This is a genomic window from Saccharopolyspora thermophila (assembly GCF_014646075.1).
GTDB classification, from domain to species: Bacteria; Actinomycetota; Actinomycetes; order Mycobacteriales; family Pseudonocardiaceae; genus Saccharopolyspora; species Saccharopolyspora thermophila.
The window spans coordinates 23,600-44,060 of the sequence record NZ_BMMT01000019.1; the positions used below are offsets into that span (position 1 = coordinate 23,600).

The 20,461-nt window shown below is 70.8% G+C and carries 19 protein-coding genes; 13 read left to right on the forward strand and 6 right to left on the reverse strand.

What is annotated here, in order from left to right; genetic code table 11:
* Window positions 1-33: 33 nt before the first annotated feature.
* The 4 genes from IEY17_RS21705 to IEY17_RS21720 all read right to left on the reverse strand — a co-directional run bounded on the left by IEY17_RS21705 (window position 34) and on the right by IEY17_RS21720 (window position 3,621).
* Complete coding sequence (locus IEY17_RS21705) at window positions 34-891, reverse strand: sugar phosphate isomerase/epimerase family protein (protein ID WP_188990685.1); 858 nt, start codon at window positions 889-891, stop codon at window positions 34-36.
* A 30-nt stretch (window positions 892-921) separates the two neighbouring features.
* Window positions 922-1,266 (reverse strand): VOC family protein, encoded by a 345-nt coding sequence (locus IEY17_RS21710; RefSeq protein ID WP_268240381.1) that lies wholly within the window; start codon window positions 1,264-1,266, stop codon window positions 922-924.
* A 140-nt stretch (window positions 1,267-1,406) separates the two neighbouring features.
* Complete coding sequence (locus tag IEY17_RS21715; protein ID WP_188990690.1) at window positions 1,407-2,405, reverse strand: sugar phosphate isomerase/epimerase family protein; 999 nt, start codon at window positions 2,403-2,405, stop codon at window positions 1,407-1,409.
* Window positions 2,406-2,439: 34 nt separating this feature from the next.
* On the reverse strand, window positions 2,440-3,621 hold the full coding sequence (locus tag IEY17_RS21720) for a Gfo/Idh/MocA family protein (protein WP_188990691.1): 1,182 nt from the start codon (window positions 3,619-3,621) through the stop codon (window positions 2,440-2,442).
* A 269-nt stretch (window positions 3,622-3,890) separates the two neighbouring features.
* On the opposite strand from IEY17_RS21720, the gene IEY17_RS21725 reads away from it, so the two are divergent.
* From IEY17_RS21725 to IEY17_RS21765, 9 genes are all read left to right on the forward strand, one after another.
* Window positions 3,891-4,901 carry a LacI family DNA-binding transcriptional regulator gene (locus IEY17_RS21725; RefSeq protein WP_188990693.1) on the forward strand — a complete coding sequence of 337 codons (1,011 nt, stop codon included), beginning with the start codon at window positions 3,891-3,893 and terminating at the stop codon, window positions 4,899-4,901.
* A gap of 160 nt (window positions 4,902-5,061) precedes the next feature.
* A complete protein-coding gene (locus IEY17_RS21730; protein ID WP_188990695.1) occupies window positions 5,062-6,231 on the forward strand; it encodes a mandelate racemase/muconate lactonizing enzyme family protein in 1,170 nt (389 codons plus the stop codon).
* A gap of 1 nt (window position 6,232) precedes the next feature.
* Window positions 6,233-7,279, forward strand: coding sequence for a LacI family DNA-binding transcriptional regulator (locus IEY17_RS21735; RefSeq protein WP_229680404.1), 1,047 nt, complete (start codon window positions 6,233-6,235; stop codon window positions 7,277-7,279).
* Between the two features lie 39 nt (window positions 7,280-7,318).
* On the forward strand, window positions 7,319-8,653 hold the full coding sequence (locus IEY17_RS21740) for an MFS transporter (protein WP_229680405.1): 1,335 nt from the start codon (window positions 7,319-7,321) through the stop codon (window positions 8,651-8,653).
* Window positions 8,654-8,677: 24 nt separating this feature from the next.
* On the forward strand, window positions 8,678-10,102 hold the full coding sequence (locus IEY17_RS21745) for an aldehyde dehydrogenase family protein (protein WP_188990697.1): 1,425 nt from the start codon (window positions 8,678-8,680) through the stop codon (window positions 10,100-10,102).
* 36 nt (window positions 10,103-10,138) lie between these two features.
* Window positions 10,139-11,053 (forward strand): transketolase, encoded by a 915-nt coding sequence (locus IEY17_RS21750; RefSeq protein WP_188990699.1) that lies wholly within the window; start codon window positions 10,139-10,141, stop codon window positions 11,051-11,053.
* On the forward strand, window positions 11,050-11,982 hold the full coding sequence (locus IEY17_RS21755) for a transketolase family protein (RefSeq protein WP_188990701.1): 933 nt from the start codon (window positions 11,050-11,052) through the stop codon (window positions 11,980-11,982). The genes IEY17_RS21750 and IEY17_RS21755 overlap by 4 nt, the downstream gene beginning before the upstream one ends.
* Window positions 11,979-12,767, forward strand: a complete 789-nt coding sequence (locus IEY17_RS21760) for an SDR family NAD(P)-dependent oxidoreductase (protein WP_188990703.1) — start codon at window positions 11,979-11,981, stop codon at window positions 12,765-12,767. The genes IEY17_RS21755 and IEY17_RS21760 overlap by 4 nt, the downstream gene beginning before the upstream one ends.
* Before the next feature lie 60 nt (window positions 12,768-12,827).
* Window positions 12,828-13,826, forward strand: coding sequence for a phosphotransferase (locus IEY17_RS21765; RefSeq protein WP_229680406.1), 999 nt, complete (start codon window positions 12,828-12,830; stop codon window positions 13,824-13,826).
* Between the two features lie 144 nt (window positions 13,827-13,970).
* Here the strand turns inward: IEY17_RS21765 and IEY17_RS21770 are convergent, their stop codons facing one another.
* Entirely contained in the window at window positions 13,971-14,555 is a 585-nt protein-coding gene (locus tag IEY17_RS21770) for a TetR/AcrR family transcriptional regulator (RefSeq protein ID WP_188990705.1), read from the reverse strand.
* A 226-nt stretch (window positions 14,556-14,781) separates the two neighbouring features.
* Between IEY17_RS21770 and IEY17_RS21775 the strand changes: the two genes are divergently transcribed.
* Genes IEY17_RS21775 through IEY17_RS21785 form a run of 3 tightly spaced genes read left to right on the forward strand, consistent with a single transcriptional unit; the run spans window position 14,782 to window position 18,351 of the window.
* The gene (locus tag IEY17_RS21775; RefSeq protein ID WP_188990707.1) at window positions 14,782-15,234 is read left to right on the forward strand and encodes a (2Fe-2S)-binding protein; all 453 of its coding nucleotides are present in this window, start codon (window positions 14,782-14,784) and stop codon (window positions 15,232-15,234) included.
* A complete protein-coding gene (locus tag IEY17_RS21780; protein WP_188990709.1) occupies window positions 15,221-16,180 on the forward strand; it encodes an FAD binding domain-containing protein in 960 nt (319 codons plus the stop codon). The genes IEY17_RS21775 and IEY17_RS21780 overlap by 14 nt, the downstream gene beginning before the upstream one ends.
* Complete coding sequence (locus IEY17_RS21785; RefSeq protein WP_188990711.1) at window positions 16,180-18,351, forward strand: xanthine dehydrogenase family protein molybdopterin-binding subunit; 2,172 nt, start codon at window positions 16,180-16,182, stop codon at window positions 18,349-18,351. The genes IEY17_RS21780 and IEY17_RS21785 overlap by 1 nt, the downstream gene beginning before the upstream one ends.
* Window positions 18,352-18,450: 99 nt before the next feature.
* On the opposite strand, the gene IEY17_RS21790 is transcribed toward IEY17_RS21785, so the two are convergent.
* Entirely contained in the window at window positions 18,451-19,290 is an 840-nt protein-coding gene (locus tag IEY17_RS21790) for a TauD/TfdA dioxygenase family protein (protein WP_188990713.1), read from the reverse strand.
* 164 nt (window positions 19,291-19,454) lie between these two features.
* Between IEY17_RS21790 and IEY17_RS21795 the strand changes: the two genes are divergently transcribed.
* Window positions 19,455-20,456 (forward strand): methyltransferase, encoded by a 1,002-nt coding sequence (locus IEY17_RS21795; protein ID WP_188990715.1) that lies wholly within the window; start codon window positions 19,455-19,457, stop codon window positions 20,454-20,456.
* Window positions 20,457-20,461 lie beyond the last annotated feature (5 nt).

The following is a 20,461-nucleotide window of genomic DNA, read 5'->3' on the forward strand; positions in this document are numbered from 1 at the left end:
GCCGCAGCGGCGTGGACCTCACGGGTCCCGGGCTCACCAGTACCGGGTGACGTACTCGTCGATCTTGGCGCGCATGGTCGCGGTGGACTCGCGGGCGCGGTCCTCCCAGGCGAAGACGCACGAGACCATGATGCCGTCGAAGTCGTTGGCCCTGAGATTGCTGAAGAACTCATCCCAGTCAACCTCGCCTTGGCCGATGTCGAGGTGCTGGTGGACGCGGGCCGGCGAGCCGGGAGGGTTGACGATGTAGCGCAGCCCGGAGGACGCGGTGTGGTCGAACGTGTCGGCCAGGTGCACGTGGGTGAGCAGGTCCCCGGCGTGCTTCATGATCCCGGGCGCGTCGTTGCCCATGTGGAAGGTGTGCGGGGCGCAGTACAGGAACTGCACGTTGGGCGAGTTGATCCCGCGCACCAGGTCCACCGCCGCGTGGCCGTCCTCGACGAAGTCGTCCGGGTGCGGCTCCAGTTTGAGCGAGATGCCCTCGCGCTCGAAGATGGGCAGCAGCTCCTCCATCGACCGCCAGAACCCGGCCTCGCTGCGTTCCGGCGCCTCGGGTCGGCCGTTGAACTCGGAGACCATCACGTCCACGCCGAGGTCGACGGTGATCTGGATGGCGCGCTTCCAGTAGCGGACGGCGGCCTTCCGGTCGTCCTCGTCGGGACCGGACCAACGGTAGAGGGGCAGCACGGAGGCGACACCGACTCCGGCGGCGTCCAGTTCCGCCCGGAACCTACGGACCGTGGCGTCGTCGATGCGGGGGTGGGTGAAGAAGGGCAGCGCATCGTCGCGGGGCGACAGCTCGATCCACTCGAAGCCGAGCTCGGCCACCAGGCGGGGCAGTTCGAGCAGCGGGGTGGACCGGAACATGTACGGGTCGAGTGCGATCTTCACGGGGGAGTTCTCCCTGCCAGCTGGTCGTTTTCAGGGTTCGGCGCGGGACGACGCCGTTTCGTGCAGTTCGATCTGGTTGCCCGAAGGGTCCCGCAGGAAGGCCTGGCGCGCGGTGCCGATGGTGACCGCTTCGCTCACCGGCACCCCGCGGCGCAGGAGCCGTTCCCGCTCCGCGTCCAGGTCTGCGGTCCGCAGCGCGAAGTGCTGCCCGAGCGCCGGGGGCGGCGTGCCCTCGATCAGGTGGATCTGGTGACCGCCCACGTCCAGCCAGGCGCCGCGCCCGGCTGACGCGGGACGGTCGGTGCGCAGGCGCAGGCCCAGCACGCCCGTGTAGAAGTCCAGCGCATCGTCGAGGTCGTGCACCATCAACGACACGTGGTGGATCTCGAGTGGGGTCTGCTTTGCCGGGCAACACAACATCCCGGAGTCCTTTCCTCTTTGGTGGGCCGGCGGGCGGGAAGGCCAGTCCATATGAGACACGGCGACCCGGGAACCGCCTCGCCGGCCGGAACGCGTCAGAGCTTGGCGGCGGCCGCGTGGAGGTTCTTGGCGGCCAGGGCGAGTCCTTCGGTCTGGGAGTAGGCGGCGTCCTCGTGCTCGATGTTGACGGCCATGTCCGGGTCGATCTCGGCGAGTGCGGCGAGGAATTCGGCCCAGTAGCTGGTGTCGTGGCCGATGCCGACGGCGACGAACTTCCAGGCGGGGTTGGCCGGCCAGGAGTTGCACCAGTAGCCGATGCCGGTGGGGACCTTGTTGGGATTGTCGGCGGGGACCCGGGTGTAGGAGGTGTCGAGCACGCCGCGGACGTCGACGCCGGGACAGATCATGGCGTCCTTGGCCGCGGCGTGGAACACCAGCGGGCCGAGGTAGCGGATGCTGGCGACGACGTCCATGCCCTGCCACATCAGGTGCGACGGGTCCATCTCGGCGCCCACGTTGGTGGCCCCGATCAGTTCCACCAGCCTGGTCAGCGTGACGGGAGAGAAGACCACGTTGTGCGGGTGCATCTCGATGGCGACCCGGACGTCGTTGGCGCGGGCGAGCGCGTCGATCTCCGTCCAGAACTCCGCGGCCACGCCCCACTGGTAGTCCAGGACGTCCATGTAGACCCCGTCCCAGGGGTTGACGACCCAGGACGGGTACTTCGCGTCGGGATCGGAGCCGGGGGTGCCCGACATGGTCACCACGTTCCTGACGCCGAGCAGTCCGGCGAGCCGGATGGTGCGGCGCAGGTCCTCGGCGTGCTTCGGCCCCACCCCGGGCAGCGGGTTGAGCGGGTTGCCGTTGCAGTTCAGGCCGGTGAGTTCCATGCCCCGCGAGGCGAAGGTGGCCAGGTAGTCCTTGCGGGCCTTCTCCGAGGCGAGCAGGAGGTCCACCGGGCAGTGCGGGGCGGGCAGGAAGCCGCCGGTGTTGACCTCCACCGAGGTCAGCCCGTTGGCCTTGAGGAAGTCGAGTGCATCGGCCAGCGGCCGGTCGTGCAGGCAGGCGGTGTAGGCACCGAGTTTGAGTGGCATGGTGAGGGCCTTTCGTCGTGTGGAGGAAGGAACTTCAGGAGACGTCGACTGGCGCGCCACCAGCCTGGGCGGAGGCGACCACGGCCTGGATGACGCGCATGGTGTGCAGCGCGTCGGCGAAGGACGCGCACGCGGGCAGCGGGTCCGGTGTCCCCACGATCTGGTCGAGGAACGCCCGGCACTGGTAGACGAACATCTCGGCGTTGCCGCCGCCGTTGCCCGGCGCCTGCATGGGGTACCCGCCGGCGAAGTAGGGCAGCTGCGGCCCCGCGATGACCTGCCGGGCGCCGCGGGTGCGGGCCTCCGGCTGGGCGTCGTCGAAGACGTACTCAGCGGGTCGGTGCCAGTCGAACGAGGCGCGGCCGGACAGCCCGCAGACGTCGAAGCCCAGCCCGTTGGGCATGCCGAACGCGGTGCGCGACACGGAGAACACGCCGGTGAGCCCGGAGCGGAACCGCGCGGTGAACACGGCCGTGTCCTCGTTCTCGACCTCCCCGACCTCGTCGCTGACCGGCGCGGCGTTGTGCCCGACGACCGCGCCCAGCGGCAGCGGCCGCTTCGGGATCGTCGTCGACAGCGCCGCACCCGAGACCGACTCGATCGGCCCGCAGACGAACTCGCCCACGTCGATGATGTGGGCACCGATGTCCCCCAGGGCACCGCTGCCGGGCCCACCCTTGTACCGCCAGCTCAGCGGACCACGCGGGTCGGTGGCGTAGTCGCACCAGTAGCGGCCGTTGAACAGCGTCGTCTCGCCCAGCTCACCAGCCTGGACGTGGTCGCGGATGGCCGCGATCGCCGGGGACCGGCGGAAGGTGTAGCCCACGGCCGTCACCACCTCGGCGGACCGCTCCACGGCGACCATCGCCTCAGCGTCGGCCATCGAGCCGGCGAGCGGTTTTTCGCACAGGACGTGTTTCCCGGCGCGCACCAGGGCTTCGGCGATCGGGCGGTGCAGGTCGTTGCCGACCACGATGCTCACCGCGTCGATCGACGGGTCCTCGACGATCTCCTCCCAGCCGGCGACCGCATTCTCGAAGCCGTACCGGCGCGCGGCGTCCTCGGCCAGCTCGGTGTTGACGTCGGCGATCGCGGCCAGCCGGATCGGCGGGAGTCCCTCGCCGAAGACGGTGTTGACCTGCCGGTAGCCCGCCGCGTGGCTGCGCCCGGCCATGCCTGCCCCGATGACCGCTACGGACAGTGGTTGCTTCGACATGCTTGCGCGTCCTCCTGCTGGGGTTGCCCAACGGTGCGCCCGTTGGGAAAAGCTCTGGTCCGGTGGAGTCTTCGAGCGCCGGCCCACCGGACAACGGCCGGTACCGCGCCCGGGGAGATGTTCCGGACAGCTACCGGAACGTTCCGGTAGCGTGTGATGGCAGACACTATGCCTGCCATGGTGCTTATGTCAAGACATAGTCACAAGTCGTTCACCGGCTACCTTGTCCGCAGCCGTACGGGCCCACGGCGTCCGAGAGGCAGGTGGAGATGGCCAGGAAGACCGGGAAACCCACGATCGTCGACGTGGCACGTGCCGCGGGCACCTCGGTGTCCTCGGTCTCGGTCGCCCTGCGCGGCGAACCCGGGGTCTCCGAGCAGACCCGGCTGCGCATCCTCGACGCCGCGCAACGCCTCGGTTACCGGCCCGACCAGCGCGCCCGCCTGCTGCGCGAGCAGCAGTCACGGCTGCTCGGCGTGACCTTCGCGGTCAACCAGACCTTCCAGGCGGAGGTGATCGACAACCTCTACCGCGCCGCCGACCGCTGCGGCTACGACCTGCTGCTCAGCGCCACCACCCCGACCCGCTCGGCATCCGAGGCCGTCGACGACCTGCTGCGCGACCGGTGCGAGACCCTGATCCTCATCAGCCCCGCGCTCGACGAGTCGCAGCTGGCGGACCTGAGCACCCGCGCCTCGGTGGTGACCATCGGCTCGGAACTGCGGGTCGGCGCGGTGGACTCCGTGCACTCCGACGACCGCCAGGGCGTCACCGACGTCGTCGACCACCTCGTGGGCCTCGGACACCGCCACATCACCTACGTCGACGGCGGGACCACCGCCATGGCCGCCGTCCGCCGCGCGGCCTACCTCGAGGCGATGCGGACGCGGGGACTCGGCGAGCACGCCCGCGTGCTCAGCGGGGACTCCACCGAGGAGTCCGGGATCGCGGCCGCGACCCGCATCCTCGACTCCGGCGAACCGCTGCCCACCGCGATCTGCACGCACAACGACATGATGGCGTTCGGCCTGCTGCACACCCTGCGCTCGCGGGGGATCGCAGTTCCCGACGACATCTCGGTCGTCGGCTTCGACAACACCCGGATGGCCGCCCTGGCCACGGTCCAGCTCACGTCGGTCAGCCAGGACGCCGCCCAGCTCGCGCGGACCGCGGTGGAACGAGCCATCAGGCGCGCGGAGAACCCCGCACCGGGCGAGGAAATCGTGACCCCGGCCCGCCTCGTCATCCGGGAGACCTCCGGGCCACCGCGCCCGGAGTAAGTCCGGCGTCGTCCCCAGGAACGCCCCTCGGACTTCGGGCCTTGACGCCGCCGAGTCGGGCCCCTAGTTTCTGGAATCGATACCAGAACCGATTCCCGTCTCGGCAAACGGCCGGTCCACCACCCCGACCGGCCCGCCGGGACCCGGCAATGGAGCGCGGATGACGAGCGTCGGGACCCCTGTCGAGCAGCGAGATGCCCGCGCGCAGCTCGCTGGCCTGACCATCACGGGCATCGAGGTCGTGGGGGTGCGCGCACCCCTGCCCCGCGAGTTCAAGGGCAGCTACTACCGGATGACCCACCGGGCCACGCTGATCACCCGCGTGCGCACGGCCGACGGGATCACCGGCGAGGCATACGTGGGCGACGAGGACGGCGCCCTGGCCGCGATCGCCGCGATCATCAAGCGGGAGATCGAACCGAAGCTCCTCGGTGAGGACGCCTTCGCCACCGAACGGTGCTGGCAACTCGCCTACCCGGCGACCTTCGACATCCTGCGCGACCGCCGGCTCGGCCTGGTGGCGCTCGCCGGTGTGGACAGCGCGATCTGGGACGCCGTCGGCAAGGCGCTCGGGATGCCGCTGCACCGGCTGTGGGGCGGATACCGACGCGAGGTCGAGCTGATGGCGATCGGCGGCTACTACGGGGAACCGCTGGGGTCAATCGCCGACGAGATCGCGTTCTACCGCGAGCGCGGGCTGGCCGGGGTGAAGTTCAAGGTCGGCGGAGCCACACCGGAGGTCGACGCGAAACGCGTCGCCCTGGTCCGCGAGGCCGCCGGGGACGACTTCATCATCACCGTCGACGCCAACCAGGGCTATGAGGTGGCCGAGGCCCTGGAGTTCGCCTGGCGGGTCGAGGACCTCGACATCCGGTGGTTCGAGGAACCGGTGCGGTGGCACAACGACCGGCGCTCACTGCGCGACGTGCGGACCAGGTGCCGGATTCCGATCGCCGCCGGGCAGAGCGAACACAGCCCGAGCGGCTGCCGCGACCTGATGGAGGCCGGGGCGATCGACGTCTGCAACTTCGACGCCTCCTGGTCCGGTGGGCCGACCGCGTGGCGGCGCGCGGCGGCGGTGGCCCTGGCCTACGACGTGGAGATGGGGCACCACGAAGAACCGCACATCGCGGCGCACCTGCTGGCGAGCCAGCCGCACGGCACCTACGCCGAATGCTTCCACCCGGACCGCGATCCGTTCTGGTGGCACCTGATCGAGTCCGAACGGCCGCTCGTCGACGGCAAGCTCCAGCTCTCCGACGCACCCGGGCTGGGCTGGCGGCTCGACGAGGACTACGTGGGCCGGCACCGCATCGACCTCGGGGGGTGACATGGCGGACAAGAGCCTGGGGATGCGCGGTGCGAAGCCGCGTCGTCCGGTAATCCGGGAGGTCGCGCAGCACGCGGGAGTCGCGGTCTCCTCCGTGTCGCGGGTCATCTCGGGGCACCCGGACGTGAGCGACAAGATGCGCGAGCGGGTGCTCCGGGCGATCGAGGAACTCGGGTACGTGCCCGACCTCGCCGCGCAGAGCATCCGCACGGGCGCGACGATGACGATCGGCTTCCCGCTCAGCGACATCCGCAACCCCCTGTTCTCCGAGATCGCGCACGCCGCGGAGACCAGGCTCGAGAAGCGGGGCTACTCCCTGCTGATGATGAGCTCGCTGCACGACCCGGACCTCGAGGTCGAGCACCTGCGCCGGCTGCAGCAGCGGCGGGTGGACGGCCTGCTGGTGTCGGTGACCGACGAGCAGCACCCCGAGACGGTGCGGCAGCTGACGGCCGCGGGCGTGCCGATCGTGCTCGTCGACCGGGACATCCCCGAACTCGCCGACGCCTCGGCGGCGCGCTTCGACCACGCCACCGGACTGACCGCCGCGGTCGAGCACCTCGTCGCGCTGGGGCACCGCTCGATCGGTCTGGTGAACGGCTCGCCGACCGTGCGCCCGTCCCGCGAACGCGCGAGGGCGCTGCGGGAGATCGCCTCGGCCGCACCGGATCTCCGGGTGCAGGTCGTGTCGGGTGACTTCAGCAGCGAGCACGGCGCGAAGCAGACCTACAACCTGATGAGCCGGCCGGATCGGCCGACCGCCCTGATCGCGGGCAGCAACCAGATCCTGGTGGGCGTGTTGTCCGCCCTGGCGGAGCTGCCCGTCGAGGTGCCGCGCGACGTCAGCCTGGTCACCTGCGACGAGGTGCCGATGGCCGCGTTCGTCCGCCCCAGGCTGGCCACCATCCGCCGGGACGTCCAGGAGATCGGCCGCCTCAGCGCCGATCTGCTGCTCGCCGCGCTCGACGGCCAACCCGCCCGCACCGTCCAGCTACCCACCACCTTCGAGCCCGCCGACTCGTGCACCGCTCCCCCTACCGCCACGTGATGCCACGCGACATCCACGACTTCAACGGAGAAGATCGTCTTGTTTGGATTACCCACCGGCGCGCCCACAGAGCCCGGCGCGGCCGAGATGCACCACAACCAACGACGTGCCCGCTGGGCCGGACTGATCGGCACCGCGCTGGAGCAGTACGACTTCGTCATCTACGGCACGGCGTCAGCCCTGGTCTTCAACACCGTCTTCTTCCCCGACGTCAGTGCGACGGTCGGCTACCTCGGCAGTTTCTCTGCCTATGCCGTCGGTTTCTTCGCCCGCCCGCTGGGCGGCCTGTTCTTCTCCCGGTTCGGTGACCGGCTGGGCCGCAAGTGGGTGCTGGTGGCGACGCTGGCCCTGATGGGGACGGCGACGTTCGCGATCGGCCTGCTGCCGGGATACGCCTCCATCGGCTTTGTCGCACCGGTCCTGCTGGTGCTGCTGCGCTGTGCGCAGGGCTTCGGCGCGGGGGCCGAGATGGCCGGCGGCACGGTCCTGCTCACCGAGACCGCGCCGGAGGGGCGGCGTGGCCGCAATGCGGCCATGGTCTGGGTCGGAGCGTCCGGTGGCACGGCACTCGGCGCGCTGGTCTGGCTGGTCGTGCAGCTCATGCCGGAGGAAGACCTGGTTTCCCACGGCTGGCGGCTGGTCTTCTTCAGCTCGGCGGCCGTGACGGTCCTGGCTTTCGTGCTGCGGCGCACACTGCGGGACTCGCACGTGTTCACCGAGACCCGCAAGCAGGCCGCGGTCGAGACCTCGCCCATCAAGGACGTCTGGCGCAACAGCCGGCGCAACGTGCTCCGGGTCTTCGCCATGGTCGTCGGGGTGAGCATCAACTCCTACATCTACCAGGTGTTCCTGGGCAGCTACCTGGTGGCCGAGGTCCAGGTGGACAAGTCGGTCTTCACGCAGTCGTTGCTCGTCGGCGCGCTGGCCGGGATGCCCGCGGCCTACTTCTTCGGCTGGCTGTCCGACCGGATCGGCCGGCGCCGCGCGTTCACCGTCGTCGCGGTCGGCATGATCGCCATGCCGGTGCCGTCGTACCTGCTGCTCGACACCGGCCACCCGGTACTGATCGCGCTGGTGATCGTCCTCGGCTTCGTGTTCGCGGCCGAGGGATCGGTCAGCGCTCAGGCGGCCTTCCTGCCGGAGATCTTCGGCTCCCGGTACCGGTACGCGGGCGTCACGCTGGGCCGGGAGATGGCCTCGATGGTCGGCGGCACCGGCCCGCTGGTCTGCTCGGCGCTGGTCGCGTGGGCGTCCGGCAGCTGGGTCCCGGTCGCGATCCTGATGATGGCCGTCACCGTCGTCTCGCTCATCGCCACCGTCCGCACCCCGGAAACGCGGGACCGCGATCTCTACACCGAAGCGGACGCAGCCTAGTCCCCCTCCGAAGAGGAGCAGTTCGTGACGCACACCCCTGCCTTCATCGCCGGTCTGCACGTCGCGGGGTCCGCCGCGTACGACAACATCGACCCGGCCACCGGCAAGCCGCTCGGCACCGTGATCCGTTCCGGCGCCGGGGAGATCGACGCGGCCGTGCAGGCCGCCTGGGCGGCGCAACCGGCCTGGAACGACACCCCTCCCGCCGAGCGCGCGGCGCTGCTGACCGGGCTGGCCGACGCGATCGGTGCGCACACCGAGGAACTGGCCCGACTGGAGAGCGAGGACACCGGCAAGCCGCTCACCCAGGCCAGAACGGACGCGGCGGTGTGCGCTCGTTACTTCCGGTTCTACGGGCACGCCATCGACAGCTACTACGGCGACACCATTCCCGTGCAGCCTGGCGTCCACGCGTTCACCACGCGCGAGCCGTTCGGCGTCACCGGGCACATCGTGGCCTGGAACTACCCGATGCAGTTGTTCGCCCGGGGCGTTGCGCCGGCCATCGCGACCGGGAACTGCTCGGTGGTCAAGCCTGCCGACGAGACTCCGCGCACCGCGGTCCGGATCGCCGAACTCGCCGCGGCGGTGGGCATTCCGGCCGGCGTGATCAACGTGGTGCCGGGGTACGGCGTCGAAGCGGGCGCGGCGCTGACCGCGCATCCCGGGGTGCGCCACATCGGTTTCGTCGGTTCGACGCGGGTGGGCGCCGAGGTGGCCCGGGCGGGCGCGGACCGCGTGACGCCCGTGGTGCTGGAGCTGGGCGGGAAATCGGCCCACGTGGTCTTTGCCGACGCGGCGCTCGACGAGGCGGCGGACGCGATCACCCGGGGGATCCTGCAGAACGCCGGGCAGACCTGCTCGGCCGGTTCGCGCCTCATCGTGGCGGAGCAGGTGCACGATGAGCTGGTGGCGAAGCTGGTGGAGCGCTTCACCCGGGTCCGGATCGGGGCTGGTGTCGACGACCCCGATCTCGGCCCGTTGATCAGCGCCAAGCAGCAGGCCAGGGTGCGGGGGTTTCTCGACGAGCTGGCTACCGGGGAGGTGCTGGTCGGCGGCCGGGCACCGCAGGAGCCCGACCTCGCCGACGGCGCGTACTTCCTGCCGACCATCGTTGACGGTGTGGATCCGATGAGTCCGCTGGCGCAGCAGGAGGTGTTCGGCCCGGTTCTCGCGGTCATGACCTTCACCGAGCGGCAGGACGCGATCCGGCTCGCGAACTGCACCGACTACGCGCTGATGGGGGCGGTGTGGACGCGCGACCTCAGCAATGCCCTGACGACGGCCCGCGCCATCGAGGCCGGGCAGGTGTACGTCAACGCGTTCGGTGCGGGCGGCGGTGTGGAGCTGCCGTTCGGCGGATTCCGGAAATCGGGGTACGGCCGCGAGAAGGGCATCGAGGCGATGAACGCCTATACGCAGACCAAGACGTTCGTCATCAGACTCTGATCCGGAGTCCGCAGTGGACCGCGAAGGAATCCAGTCATGACAGGTGTTCTCTCGATCCGGTACAGCGACGAGCAGCTCCGGAACCTCGCCGCGCGAGCGCGCGAACTGATCCTCCGGACCGCACACCACGTGGGTGCCGGGCACGTCGGCGGGTCGATGTCGGCGGCTGATCTGCTCGTCAGCCTGTACTTCGACGAGCTGCGCATCGACCCGGCCGCACCGCACGATGCGTCCCGGGATCGGTTCGTTCTGTCGAAGGGGCACTGCGCCCTCGGCCTCTACGTGGTGCTCGCGATGCGCGGCTTCTTCGACGAGGCGGAGCTGACCACGTTCGACCAGGGCGGGTCGCGCCTGCAGATGCATCCCGACATGACCAAGCTGCCCGGCATCGAGATGTCAACGGGCTCGCTGGGGCAGGGGTTGTCCGCGGGCGTCGGCATGGCGCTGGGCGCCCGTCTCGGCGGACCCGCCAGCACCTCGCACGCCCGCACCTTCGTGCTGCTCGGCGACGGCGAGCTGCAGGAGGGCATGACCTGGGAGGCGCTGCACATCGCGCCGCGCTACCGGCTCGGGCGGCTCACCGCGATCCTGGATCACAACGGCCTTCAGCAGTACGGCTGGCCACCGCGCGCCGGCGAGCGCGGAGACCGGCGCGACCCCTGGGCCGGGGCTGACCTCGCCGCCACGTTCGGTGGGCTCGGCTGGCGGGTGGTCGACATCGACGGCAACGACATCACCGAGATCAGGTCAGCGCTGGCGCGGACACGCACCGCCGACCCCACGGACCCGCCCACGATGATCATCGCGCACACCCGCAAGGGAGCCGGCGTCTCGTTCATGGAGATGTCGATCAGGTGGCACACCGGTGCCCCCGACGACGCGCAGCTGGCCCGGGCGCTGGCCGAACTGCGCGAGACGACGACCGATCACGGCGAAGGAGTACCGGCATGAGCATCGCGATGCGGGAGGCGTGGGGCACCGCGCTGGTCGAGCTCGGCCGGGACGTGCCCGAACTCGTGGTGCTCGACGGCGACCTCGGCACCAGCACGAAGGCGGACAAGTTCGCCGCGGCGTACCCCGACCGGTTCCTGCAGATGGGGATCGCCGAGCAGAACCTGGTGGGGGCCGCGGCCGGGCTGGCCACCACGGGCATGATTGCGTGGCTGTCCTCGTTCGGTGTCTTCTTCTCCCACCGCGCCCTGGACCCGATCCGGATGCTCGTCGCGCAGACGAACGCCAACGTGAAGATCGCGGCCGGGTACACCGGGATCTGCTTCGGCATGGCCGGCAAGTCCCACCACGACCACGCCGATCTGGCGATCATGCGTGCGATGCCGGGGATGGTGGTGCTGGCGCCGGGCGACGCCGCCGAATGCGCCGCGATGACGCGCTGGGCGACCGCGTACGAGGGACCGGTCTACCTGCGGGTGGCCCGGGACCCGGGCCCCGACCTCCCACCGGCCGGGTTCGAGCTGGGCGCCGTCCGCGAGCTGCGCTCCGGCACCACCGCGGTTCTGGTGTCCACCGGGTCCCAGACCGCTCGGACGCTGCAGGCCGCCGAGCTGGCCGCGGCCGACGGCCTGGACCTGCGGGTGCTGCACCTGCCCACGATCAAACCGCTCGACGAGCAGTCCCTGATCGAGGCGATCGGCGACGCGCCCTACGTCGTCACTGTCGAGGACCACTCCACGTTCGGCGGTCTGGGCGGGCTCGTCGCCGAGATCGTCTCCGGGGGACCGCGCCCCGTCCCGGTGCGCCGGATCGGCCTCGCGGACACCTGGGTCGAGTCCGGGTCGAACGACTACCTCCTCGACCGGTACGGGTTGTCGGCCGAAGCGGTCGCCGCTCAGGTCACCGCGATCGCCGAGGAACTGTCATGACCGGCGATCCGCGGCGCACGGCCGTGGTGAGCGGCGCGGCCCAGGGGATCGGTGCCGCGACCGCGGCGCAACTCGCCCGTGACGGGTGGCGGATCGCCGTCCTGGACGTGAACGGCGACGGCGCGGAGCAGCGGGCCGAGCAGCTCGACGCGGAGTTCCCGGTCGACGGCGGTCACCTCGGTATCCGCTGCGACGTCTCCGACGAGGCGGAGGTGCTGCGGGCCACCGGGCTGGTGGCCCGCTCGTCCGGCCGGATCGATGCCGTGGTGTGCGGTGCGGGCAACCTGGTGCGGGCACCGGCCACCGAGCTCGGGGCGGACGTCTGGCGGCGGCACCTCGACATCCACCTGACCGGCAGCTTCCTGCTGGCGCAGTCGGCGTTCGAGCACCTCCGGCGAACCGGCGGCTCGGTCGTCACGATCGCGTCGGTCGCCGCGACGCTCGGGCTGCCCCGCCGCGTGGCCTACGCCGCCGCCAAGACCGGCGTCGTCGGCATGACGCGGACTCTCGCCGCCGAGTGGGGACCGCACGGGATCCGGGTCAACGCGGTCGCGCCGGGGTATGTCGACACCGAGATGGTCCGTTCCGGTTTCCGGGCCGGCACCCTGGACGAACGAGCTCTGCTGGACCGCACCCCGCTGCGGCGGCTCGCCACCCCGGAGGACATCGCCGCGGCAATCGGCTTCCTCGTCTCCCCTGCCGCCGGCTTCATCACCGGCGTGCTGCTGCCGGTCGACGGTGGTCTGATCATCGACGGCACCTTCGACCAGTCCAGAGCACCATGACCAACGTCGACGACCGAAAACCGCGGGCGTTGTGCGCAGTTCGACTGCTAGCGTGGTGGCGTGGAGACCCGTCCGGACAACGTCGACGACGAAGACCTGTCGATCGGGCTCGCCGAGCACTTCGGCATCGTGGCGACCACGATGTCCTATGCCCCGGTCGGTTTCGGCGACCACCACTGGCACGTGACCGGCGATGACGGCGGGCAGTGGTTCGTCACGGTCTCCGACCTGACGCACAAGCAGCACTGTGGACCGACTGCCGAGACGGCGTGTGCGGGCCTGCGCGAGGCCATGGAAACCGCGGCCACCCTGCGCGAGCGCGACGGCCTGGACTTCGTGGTGGCACCGCGGCGCTCGCGCGGCGGATCGCCCGTGGTCGCGTTGGACGACCGGTTCGCGCTCAGCGTCTTCCCCCGCATCGCGGGCCAGTCCGGCGACTTCCGCCAGGAGCTGCCCGGCGCGGAGCGGGACCAGGTCCTCGGGCTGCTCGCCCGGCTGCACCGCAGCGCACCGCCGGCATCCACTCCGGCCACCGTGCTGGACCCACCGGGACGGGCCGACCTGGAGAACACCCTCGCTGAGCTGTCCGCCCCCTGGTCCGGCGGCCCGTTCGCCGAACCCGCCCGTAAGCTCGTGGTCGACGCGGAGGAGCTGCTCCGCACGCGCCTGGCCGATTTCGACCGCCTGGCCGAGCAGGTCCGGCGCAGCGGCAGGCCGCAGGTCGTCACGCACGGCGAACCGCATCCCGGAAACCTCCTGCGCACCGAGGACGGCCACCTCCTGCTGATCGACTGGGACACCGTCGGGCTTGCCGTGCCCGAACGCGACCTCGCCCTGCTCTCCGGTGATCCCGCGGCGCTCGGCCACTACGCCGAGCTCACCGGCAACGACCCGGACCCGGCGGCGCTGGCGCTGTACCGCCTGCGCTGGAGCCTCACCGACCTCGCCGAGTTCCTTGAGTGGTTCCGCAGCCCGCACCTCCGCACCACCGACACCGAGATGGCCTGGGCGGGCCTCACCGACACCCTGGAGAACCTCAGGACCTTTACCCCGCCGTGAAACCGCGCTGCGGAGATCCAGTGGGACCCCGGGAAGGCCGCAACACCCCGACGCATCAGCGGCTTCCCGGTCATGCCGACGCGAGCGAGAGCACGGAGTCCGAACAGGACAGTCGAGGCACGGGAATCCGGCGACTCGATCCGCTCACGCTTCGTCGCGTTCCGCGCGGATGCCCCACCACAGCAGGTCGGTGAGGCTTTCGGCCTGGCTCCGCCAGTCCCCGCCCGGGTCGAGGAACAGCAGGCCGCCCAGTCCGCGCAGGACGGTCTCCGGGTCCAGGTCGGCACGGACGGTGCCGGCCGCGACGTTGGCCTCCAGCAGGGTGGCGACCGCGCCGACCATGCTCTCGTGGGCACTGACGACGGGCAGTTCGCCCTGGGCGGCCGTCGCGGCGCGCAGCGCCTTGGCCAGTCCCCGCTTGGTCATCATGTAGTGCGCCAGGTGGTCGGTCGTCCACACCCGGAACGCCTGTTCCGGGGTGTGCTTCTCCAGCAGGCTCGGCACGACCTCGACGAGATGCCGCAGCTCGCGCTGGTAGACCGCCAGGATGAGCGCTTCGGGCGTCGGGAAGTGCCGGTACACCGTGCCGACGCCCACCCCGGCCTGCTTGGCGATGGCGTTGAACGAGACCTCGCTCGAGCAGGCCAGCGACTTCGCCGCCGCCGCGAGGATGCGCTCGTGGTTGCGCCGGGTGTCCGCACGCCGGGGGCTGACCGATCCCGTCGTCATCGTCCCTCCCCGGTCGTCTGCCTCGTCCGGCCTGAATGTAATGCACGGCGCCGCTCGGGCCCGAGCGGCGCCGGTGCGCGCTCGTTGCGAAGCGGATTGTCATCCGCTAGTCTCAGATCGTGAAGCGGATAAATATCCGTTTCATCTCGCGGTGGGTTCGGCGCAGCCACCACCGCAGCCACGCCGTCAGGCTTCCTACGCGGACGATCCGCGGGAAAGAGACCCAGTGGACATCTCACTCGATATCAACGGCCGGACCGAACAGCTCAGCATCGACCCCGGTGTGACGCTGCTGGACGCCCTGCGGGAGCGCCTCGGTATCACCGGCCCGAAGAAGGGCTGCGACCGGGGCCAGTGCGGCGCCTGCACGGTGCACGTCGGCGGCCGGCCCGTGTTGTCCTGCCTCACCCTGGCCGCCACCGTGCGGCAGCCGGTAACGACGGTGGAAGGACTGTCCACCGAGGACCGATTGCACCCGGTCCAGCAGGCGTTCGTCGACCAGGACGCGCTGCAGTGCGGATTCTGCACGTCCGGGCAGATCATGTCGGCGGTCGCCGCGGTCGAACAGGGCGTCGAGGACGTCCGGGAGTTCATGTCCGGCAACCTCTGCCGCTGCGCGGCCTACCCGAACATCATCGCGGCAGTCGAACAAGCGAGGCAGGCCGATGCGTCCCTTTGAACTCACCCGACCCACCACCATCGAAGCCGCGCTCACCTCGCCCGGCGCGTTCCTGGCCGGCGGGACCACGCTCGTCGACCTGATGAAACTCGACGTGCTGACACCACAGCACGTGGTGGACATCAACGAGCTGCCGTTGCGGGGCATCGACACCAGCGACGGACTGCGGATCGGCGCGCTGGAGCGGATGAGCGACGTCGCCGCGCACCCCGGGGTGTACCCGGCCGTCACCCGCGCCCTGCTGCAGAGCGCCTCCCAGCAGCTGCGCAACATGGCCAGCATCGGCGGAAACCTGTTGCAGCGCACCCGCTGCACGTACTTCCGCCATGTCGCCATGCCGTGCAACAAGCGGCAACCGGGCAGCGGTTGTCCCGCGATCACCGGGGCCAACCGGATGCATGCCGTGCTGGGCACCAGCGACGCGTGCGTGGCAACGCACGCCAGCGACCTGGCGGTGGCCCTCGTCGCGCTCGACGCGGAGCTCCGGCTGGTCAGCGCCACCGGGAGCCGCACCGTCCGGCTGGCCGACTTCTACCGCCTGCCGGGCGACACCCCCGAGGTGGAGAACGACCTGCGACCCGGCGAGCTGATCGCCGAGGTCCTGGTGCCGCGGCTAGACTGGGCGTCGCACTCCACCTACGTCAAGGTCCGGGACCGCCAGTCCTACGAGTTCGCGCTGTGCTCGGCCGCGGTCGCGCTGGACGTGCGGGACTCGCACATCGTCGACGCCCGGGTGGCGGTCGGCGGTGTGGCGACCGTGCCGTGGCGGCTCTCCGCGGTCGAGGAGGCGCTGCGCGGTGCGCCCGCGACGCCGGCGTCCTTCGAGACCGCTGCCGCCGCGGCCGCCGACGGCGCCAGGCCGTTGTCCGCCAACGGCTTCAAGGTGTCCCTGCTGAAGCGGACCGTGATCCGCGCACTGATCGAACTGACCGAGGGGAGCCGCTGATGAGCAACCGGCTGGACGGTCCGGTGAAGGTCACCGGACGGGCCAAGTACGGGGCGGACCACAGCTTCCCCGGCATGGTCCACGGGTACATCGTGCTCAGCACCATCGCCCACGGCGAGATCGAGGCCATGGACGTCACGGCGGCCAAGACCGCTCCGGGCGTGCTCGGCGTGTACTCGCCGTTCGACCCGCTCAAGCTGCACACGCCGGATTCGATGTTCGGCAAGACGTGGGTTCCGCTGCAGAACAGGGAGGTCACCTACTACGGCCAGCCGATCGGCTTCGTGGTGGCGGAAACCTTCGAGCAGGCCCGGGACGCGGCGATGCTCGTCGAGGTCTCGTACCGGCAGCGGCCCGTGCTGACCTCGCTGGAGGACGGGCTCGCCGCGGCCGAGGAGGCGCCGGTCTCCTGGGACGGTTCGCCCGCGGCCCTGGAGGTTCTCGCCCCCGACGTGGAGTCCATTGAGGACGCCCTGGCGGCGAGCCCGGTGGTCGTCGAGGCGACGTACACCACCGCGACCCAGAACCACGCCGCGATGGAGCCGCACTCCGCGGTCGCGGTGTGGGACTCCGACGGCCTCACCATCTACAGCGGGAACCAGGGCGCGGACCTCCAGGCGGCGGAGCTGGCCGCCGCGCTGGGCGTGGAAGCGTCGTCGGTCCGCGCGGTGAACCCGTTCGTGGGCGGCGCTTTCGGTGGCAAGGCCCGCACGTCCGCTCCGGCGTTCCTGGCCGCGGCCGCGGCCAGGGACCTCGGGCGCCCGGTCAAGGCCGTCCTCACCCGGGAGCAGGTCTTCACGGCGACCGCGGGCCGCGCCGCGACGGTGCAGAAGATCGCCCTCGGCGCGGACACCGACGGCACGCTGATCGCGCTGCGGCACGACTCGTGGTGCAGCACACCAGTGGACCGGTCCTTCGTCGAGCGGACCTCGCACGGCACCTCGCGGGAGTGGTACGCCACGCAGAACCTGGCCATCAGCCAGAAGATCGTGCCGCTGCACGTCCCGCCGACGACGTTCATGCGGGCGCCGGGCGAGGCGCCCGGGTCGTTCGCGCTGGAGAGCGCGATCGACGAACTCGCGGTCGCGCTGGAGATGGATCCGATCGAGCTGCGCCTGCGCAACAACTCGACCGCACCGCCCGGCAAGGACCTGCAGTGGTCGAGCAAGCACCTCGACGAGTGCTTCCGCATCGGCGCGGCCCGGTTCGGCTGGGCGAACCGCTCACCACGGGGCCGGACCGACGGCGACTGGCTGGTGGGCATGGGCACGGCCACCGCGATGTTCCCCGCCCTGCGGTTCCCGGCCACGGTCGAGATCACCCTGCACGCGGACGACACGGCGGTGGTCGCGACCTCCGGGGCGGACCCGGGAACCGGTCTGCTGACCGTGCTGTCCCTGGTGGGTGCCGAATCGCTGGACATCGCACCGGAGAGGGTCACGCCGCGGCTGGGCGACTCGGCGTTGCCGCCCGGTGGCTTGTCCGGCGGCTCGACCGCCACGGCGAGCGCGGGTTCGGCCATCGTGATCGCCGCCGCCCAGGTGATCGACGACCTGCTGGCCCTGGCGTCGTCCCCGGGGGCGCCGTTCGACGGCCTGGAGGTCTCCTACGCGGACGGGCGCGTGCTGGCCGACGGCCGGTCGATGACCTTCGGTGAGCTCCTGCGGGCGGTGAACCGCCCGTCGATCTCCGCGACCGGGTCGTCGGGACCCGGCGAGGAGGTGACCAAGCACTCCTTCAGCTCGTTCGGCGCCCAGTTCTGCGAGGTCCGGGTGCACCGGTGGACCCGCGAGATTCGGGTGTCGCGCATGCTGGGCGTGTTCGACGCCGGCCGGATCATCAACGAGAAGACGGCGCGCAGCCAGATCATGGGCGGCATGATCTGGGGCGTGTCGGCAGCGCTGCACGAGGGCCTGGAGATCGAGGAGAACGGCCGGCTGGCCAACGGTGACTTCGCGGGCTACCTGATCCCGGTGAACGCGGACATCCCCGAGGTCGACGTCCACTTCGTCGAGTACCCGGACACGCTGCACAACGCGGTCGGCGCGAAGGGCCTGGGCGAGATCGGCACGGTCGGCATGGCGGCGGCCGTCGCCAACGCCGTTGCCAACGCCACCGGCATCCGCGTCCGCAAGCTCCCGATCCAGATCGAGGACCTCCTCGAGGAGTGAAACCTGCGGGCACTCCCAACGCCCCCGCGGCGCTGGGAGTGCCCGCACCCTCATGCCTTGACGTCGGCGTCGCCCGGACCGCCGAGCCGCGCTGGTGGTTCAGCGGCTCGTGGAAGCGCTCAGGGCTCCTGCCTCGTGGTGGGGCCAGCGGGGTGCTTCGCCGACCGGCTTGTCGCCGAGGATCGTGACGCGGCGTCCGACCCGGCGGCCCGCGTAGTCGTTGACCGCGTAGTGCTGGGTGACGCGGTTGTCCCACACCGCGACCGCGCCCGGCACCCAGCGGTAGCGGCAGACCCGTTGCGGGCTCTCGGAAACCTCGAACAGGTGATTCAGCAGCGCGTCGCTCTCGCCGGGGGTCAGCTGCGGGATGCGGCGGGTGAACATGCGGTTGACGTACAGGGAGCGGCGGCCGGTCTCCGGGTGCGTGCGCACCACAGGATGCTCGGCCTCGCTGCGGAACGAGCCGTTGGGGTGTTCGAAGACGTGCACCGCGGTGAGCCCGTCGAGCAGGTCGCGCACCGGCGCGGACACCGCTTCGTAGGCCAGGTACTGGTTGCTCCACATCGTGTCGCCGCCGGCCGGTGGGCACTCCACGAGCTGCAGCACCGACGCGATCGGCGGGGCGGGGCTGAACGTGACGTCGGTGTGCCAGACGTCGGCGCGCGCGCCCTCGTCGGAATCCAGCACCACGATCTCGTCGTGCCCAGGCAGTTTCGGCAGGAACGGGTGCACCTCCAGTTCACCGAACCGGCGACCGAACGCCTTGTGCGCCTCCGGTTCGAGCCCCGCGGCGTCGGGGAAGAACAGCACGAGGTGCTTGAGGAGCAGTTCCCGCACCGTGGCGAAATCGGCGTCGGTCAGCGAATCGAGCGGCACACCGCGCACTTCCGCGCCGAGGGCACCGGACACCGGACGCACGTCGAAACGGTTCTCGGTCATTCTTCCTCCATTTTCTTGCTGTTTCCGGGCAGCGTGGAGCAGCATTCCGGAACAAAACCAGGAAATGCGGGTGATGGTTGACAGGAATTGTTTTCGACTGACACGCTGACCGTGCCGGTGATCGTTCCCGGCGGATCCCGTACTCCCCCGTCGAAAGGACGCCCATGCCGCAGGACGCCGCAGCCGAGCTTGCCCGCCTCGTGGACCTGGCTACCCCGTTCGCGATCCGCACCGCGGTCGCGCTGCGGCTGCCCGAGCTGGTCGAGGCGGGGACCACCGGTCTCGCCGAGCTCGCCGCCGCGACCGAGTGCGACAAGGACTCGCTGGCGCGGCTGCTGCGACACCTGGTGTCCGTCGGCCTGTTCGCCGAAACCGCACCGGGCACCTACGGTCTCACGCCGCTGTCGCGCGAACTGCTCGGTGCGGAGCACCGCTGGCAGCGCCGCTGGCTCGACATCGACGGCCCGGGCGCGAAGATGGACCTCGCCTACACCGGGATGCTGCATTCGGTGCGCACCGGCGAATCCGCGTACGGCCGGGTGCACGGCATCGACTTCTGGGCGGACTACCAGCGCGACGAACGGCTGCGGCTGTTCTTCGGCGCGATCATGGCCGGGCACGCCTGGCAGACCGGCCCGACCGTGGCCGCGGAGTACGACTGGACCGGGGTGCGGCGGGTGCTCGACGTCGGCGGCGGGACCGGGGCCCTGCTGTCGGAGATTCTGCTCAAACACCCGCACCTGACCGGTGCCGTGCTGGACCTGCCGCCGGTGCGTCCCGAGGCCGAGCAGGCGTTCGCCGACGCCGGGTTGACCGGGCGCGCGGAGTTCGTCGGCGGCAGCTTCTTCGACCCGCTGCCCCGCGGCTACGACGTGCTGCTGGTGTCGCGGGTGCTGACCGACTGGAACGACGAGAACGCCACGGCGATCCTGCGCCGCTGCGGTGAGGCCGCGCGGCCGGACGGACGCGTGCTGATCGTCGAGGTGCTCGCCGGCCAGGAGCACGCGAAGAACAACTCGTCGTTCGACCTGCAGTCGCTCACGCTGCTGGGCGGTCGCGAGCGCACCGTCGCCGACTTCCACGCGCTGGCCACGGCCGCGGGCCTGTCGGTGTGCGCCACGCACGACTGGCCGAGCGGGCTGGTCGTCGTCGAGTGCGTGAACTGACACCG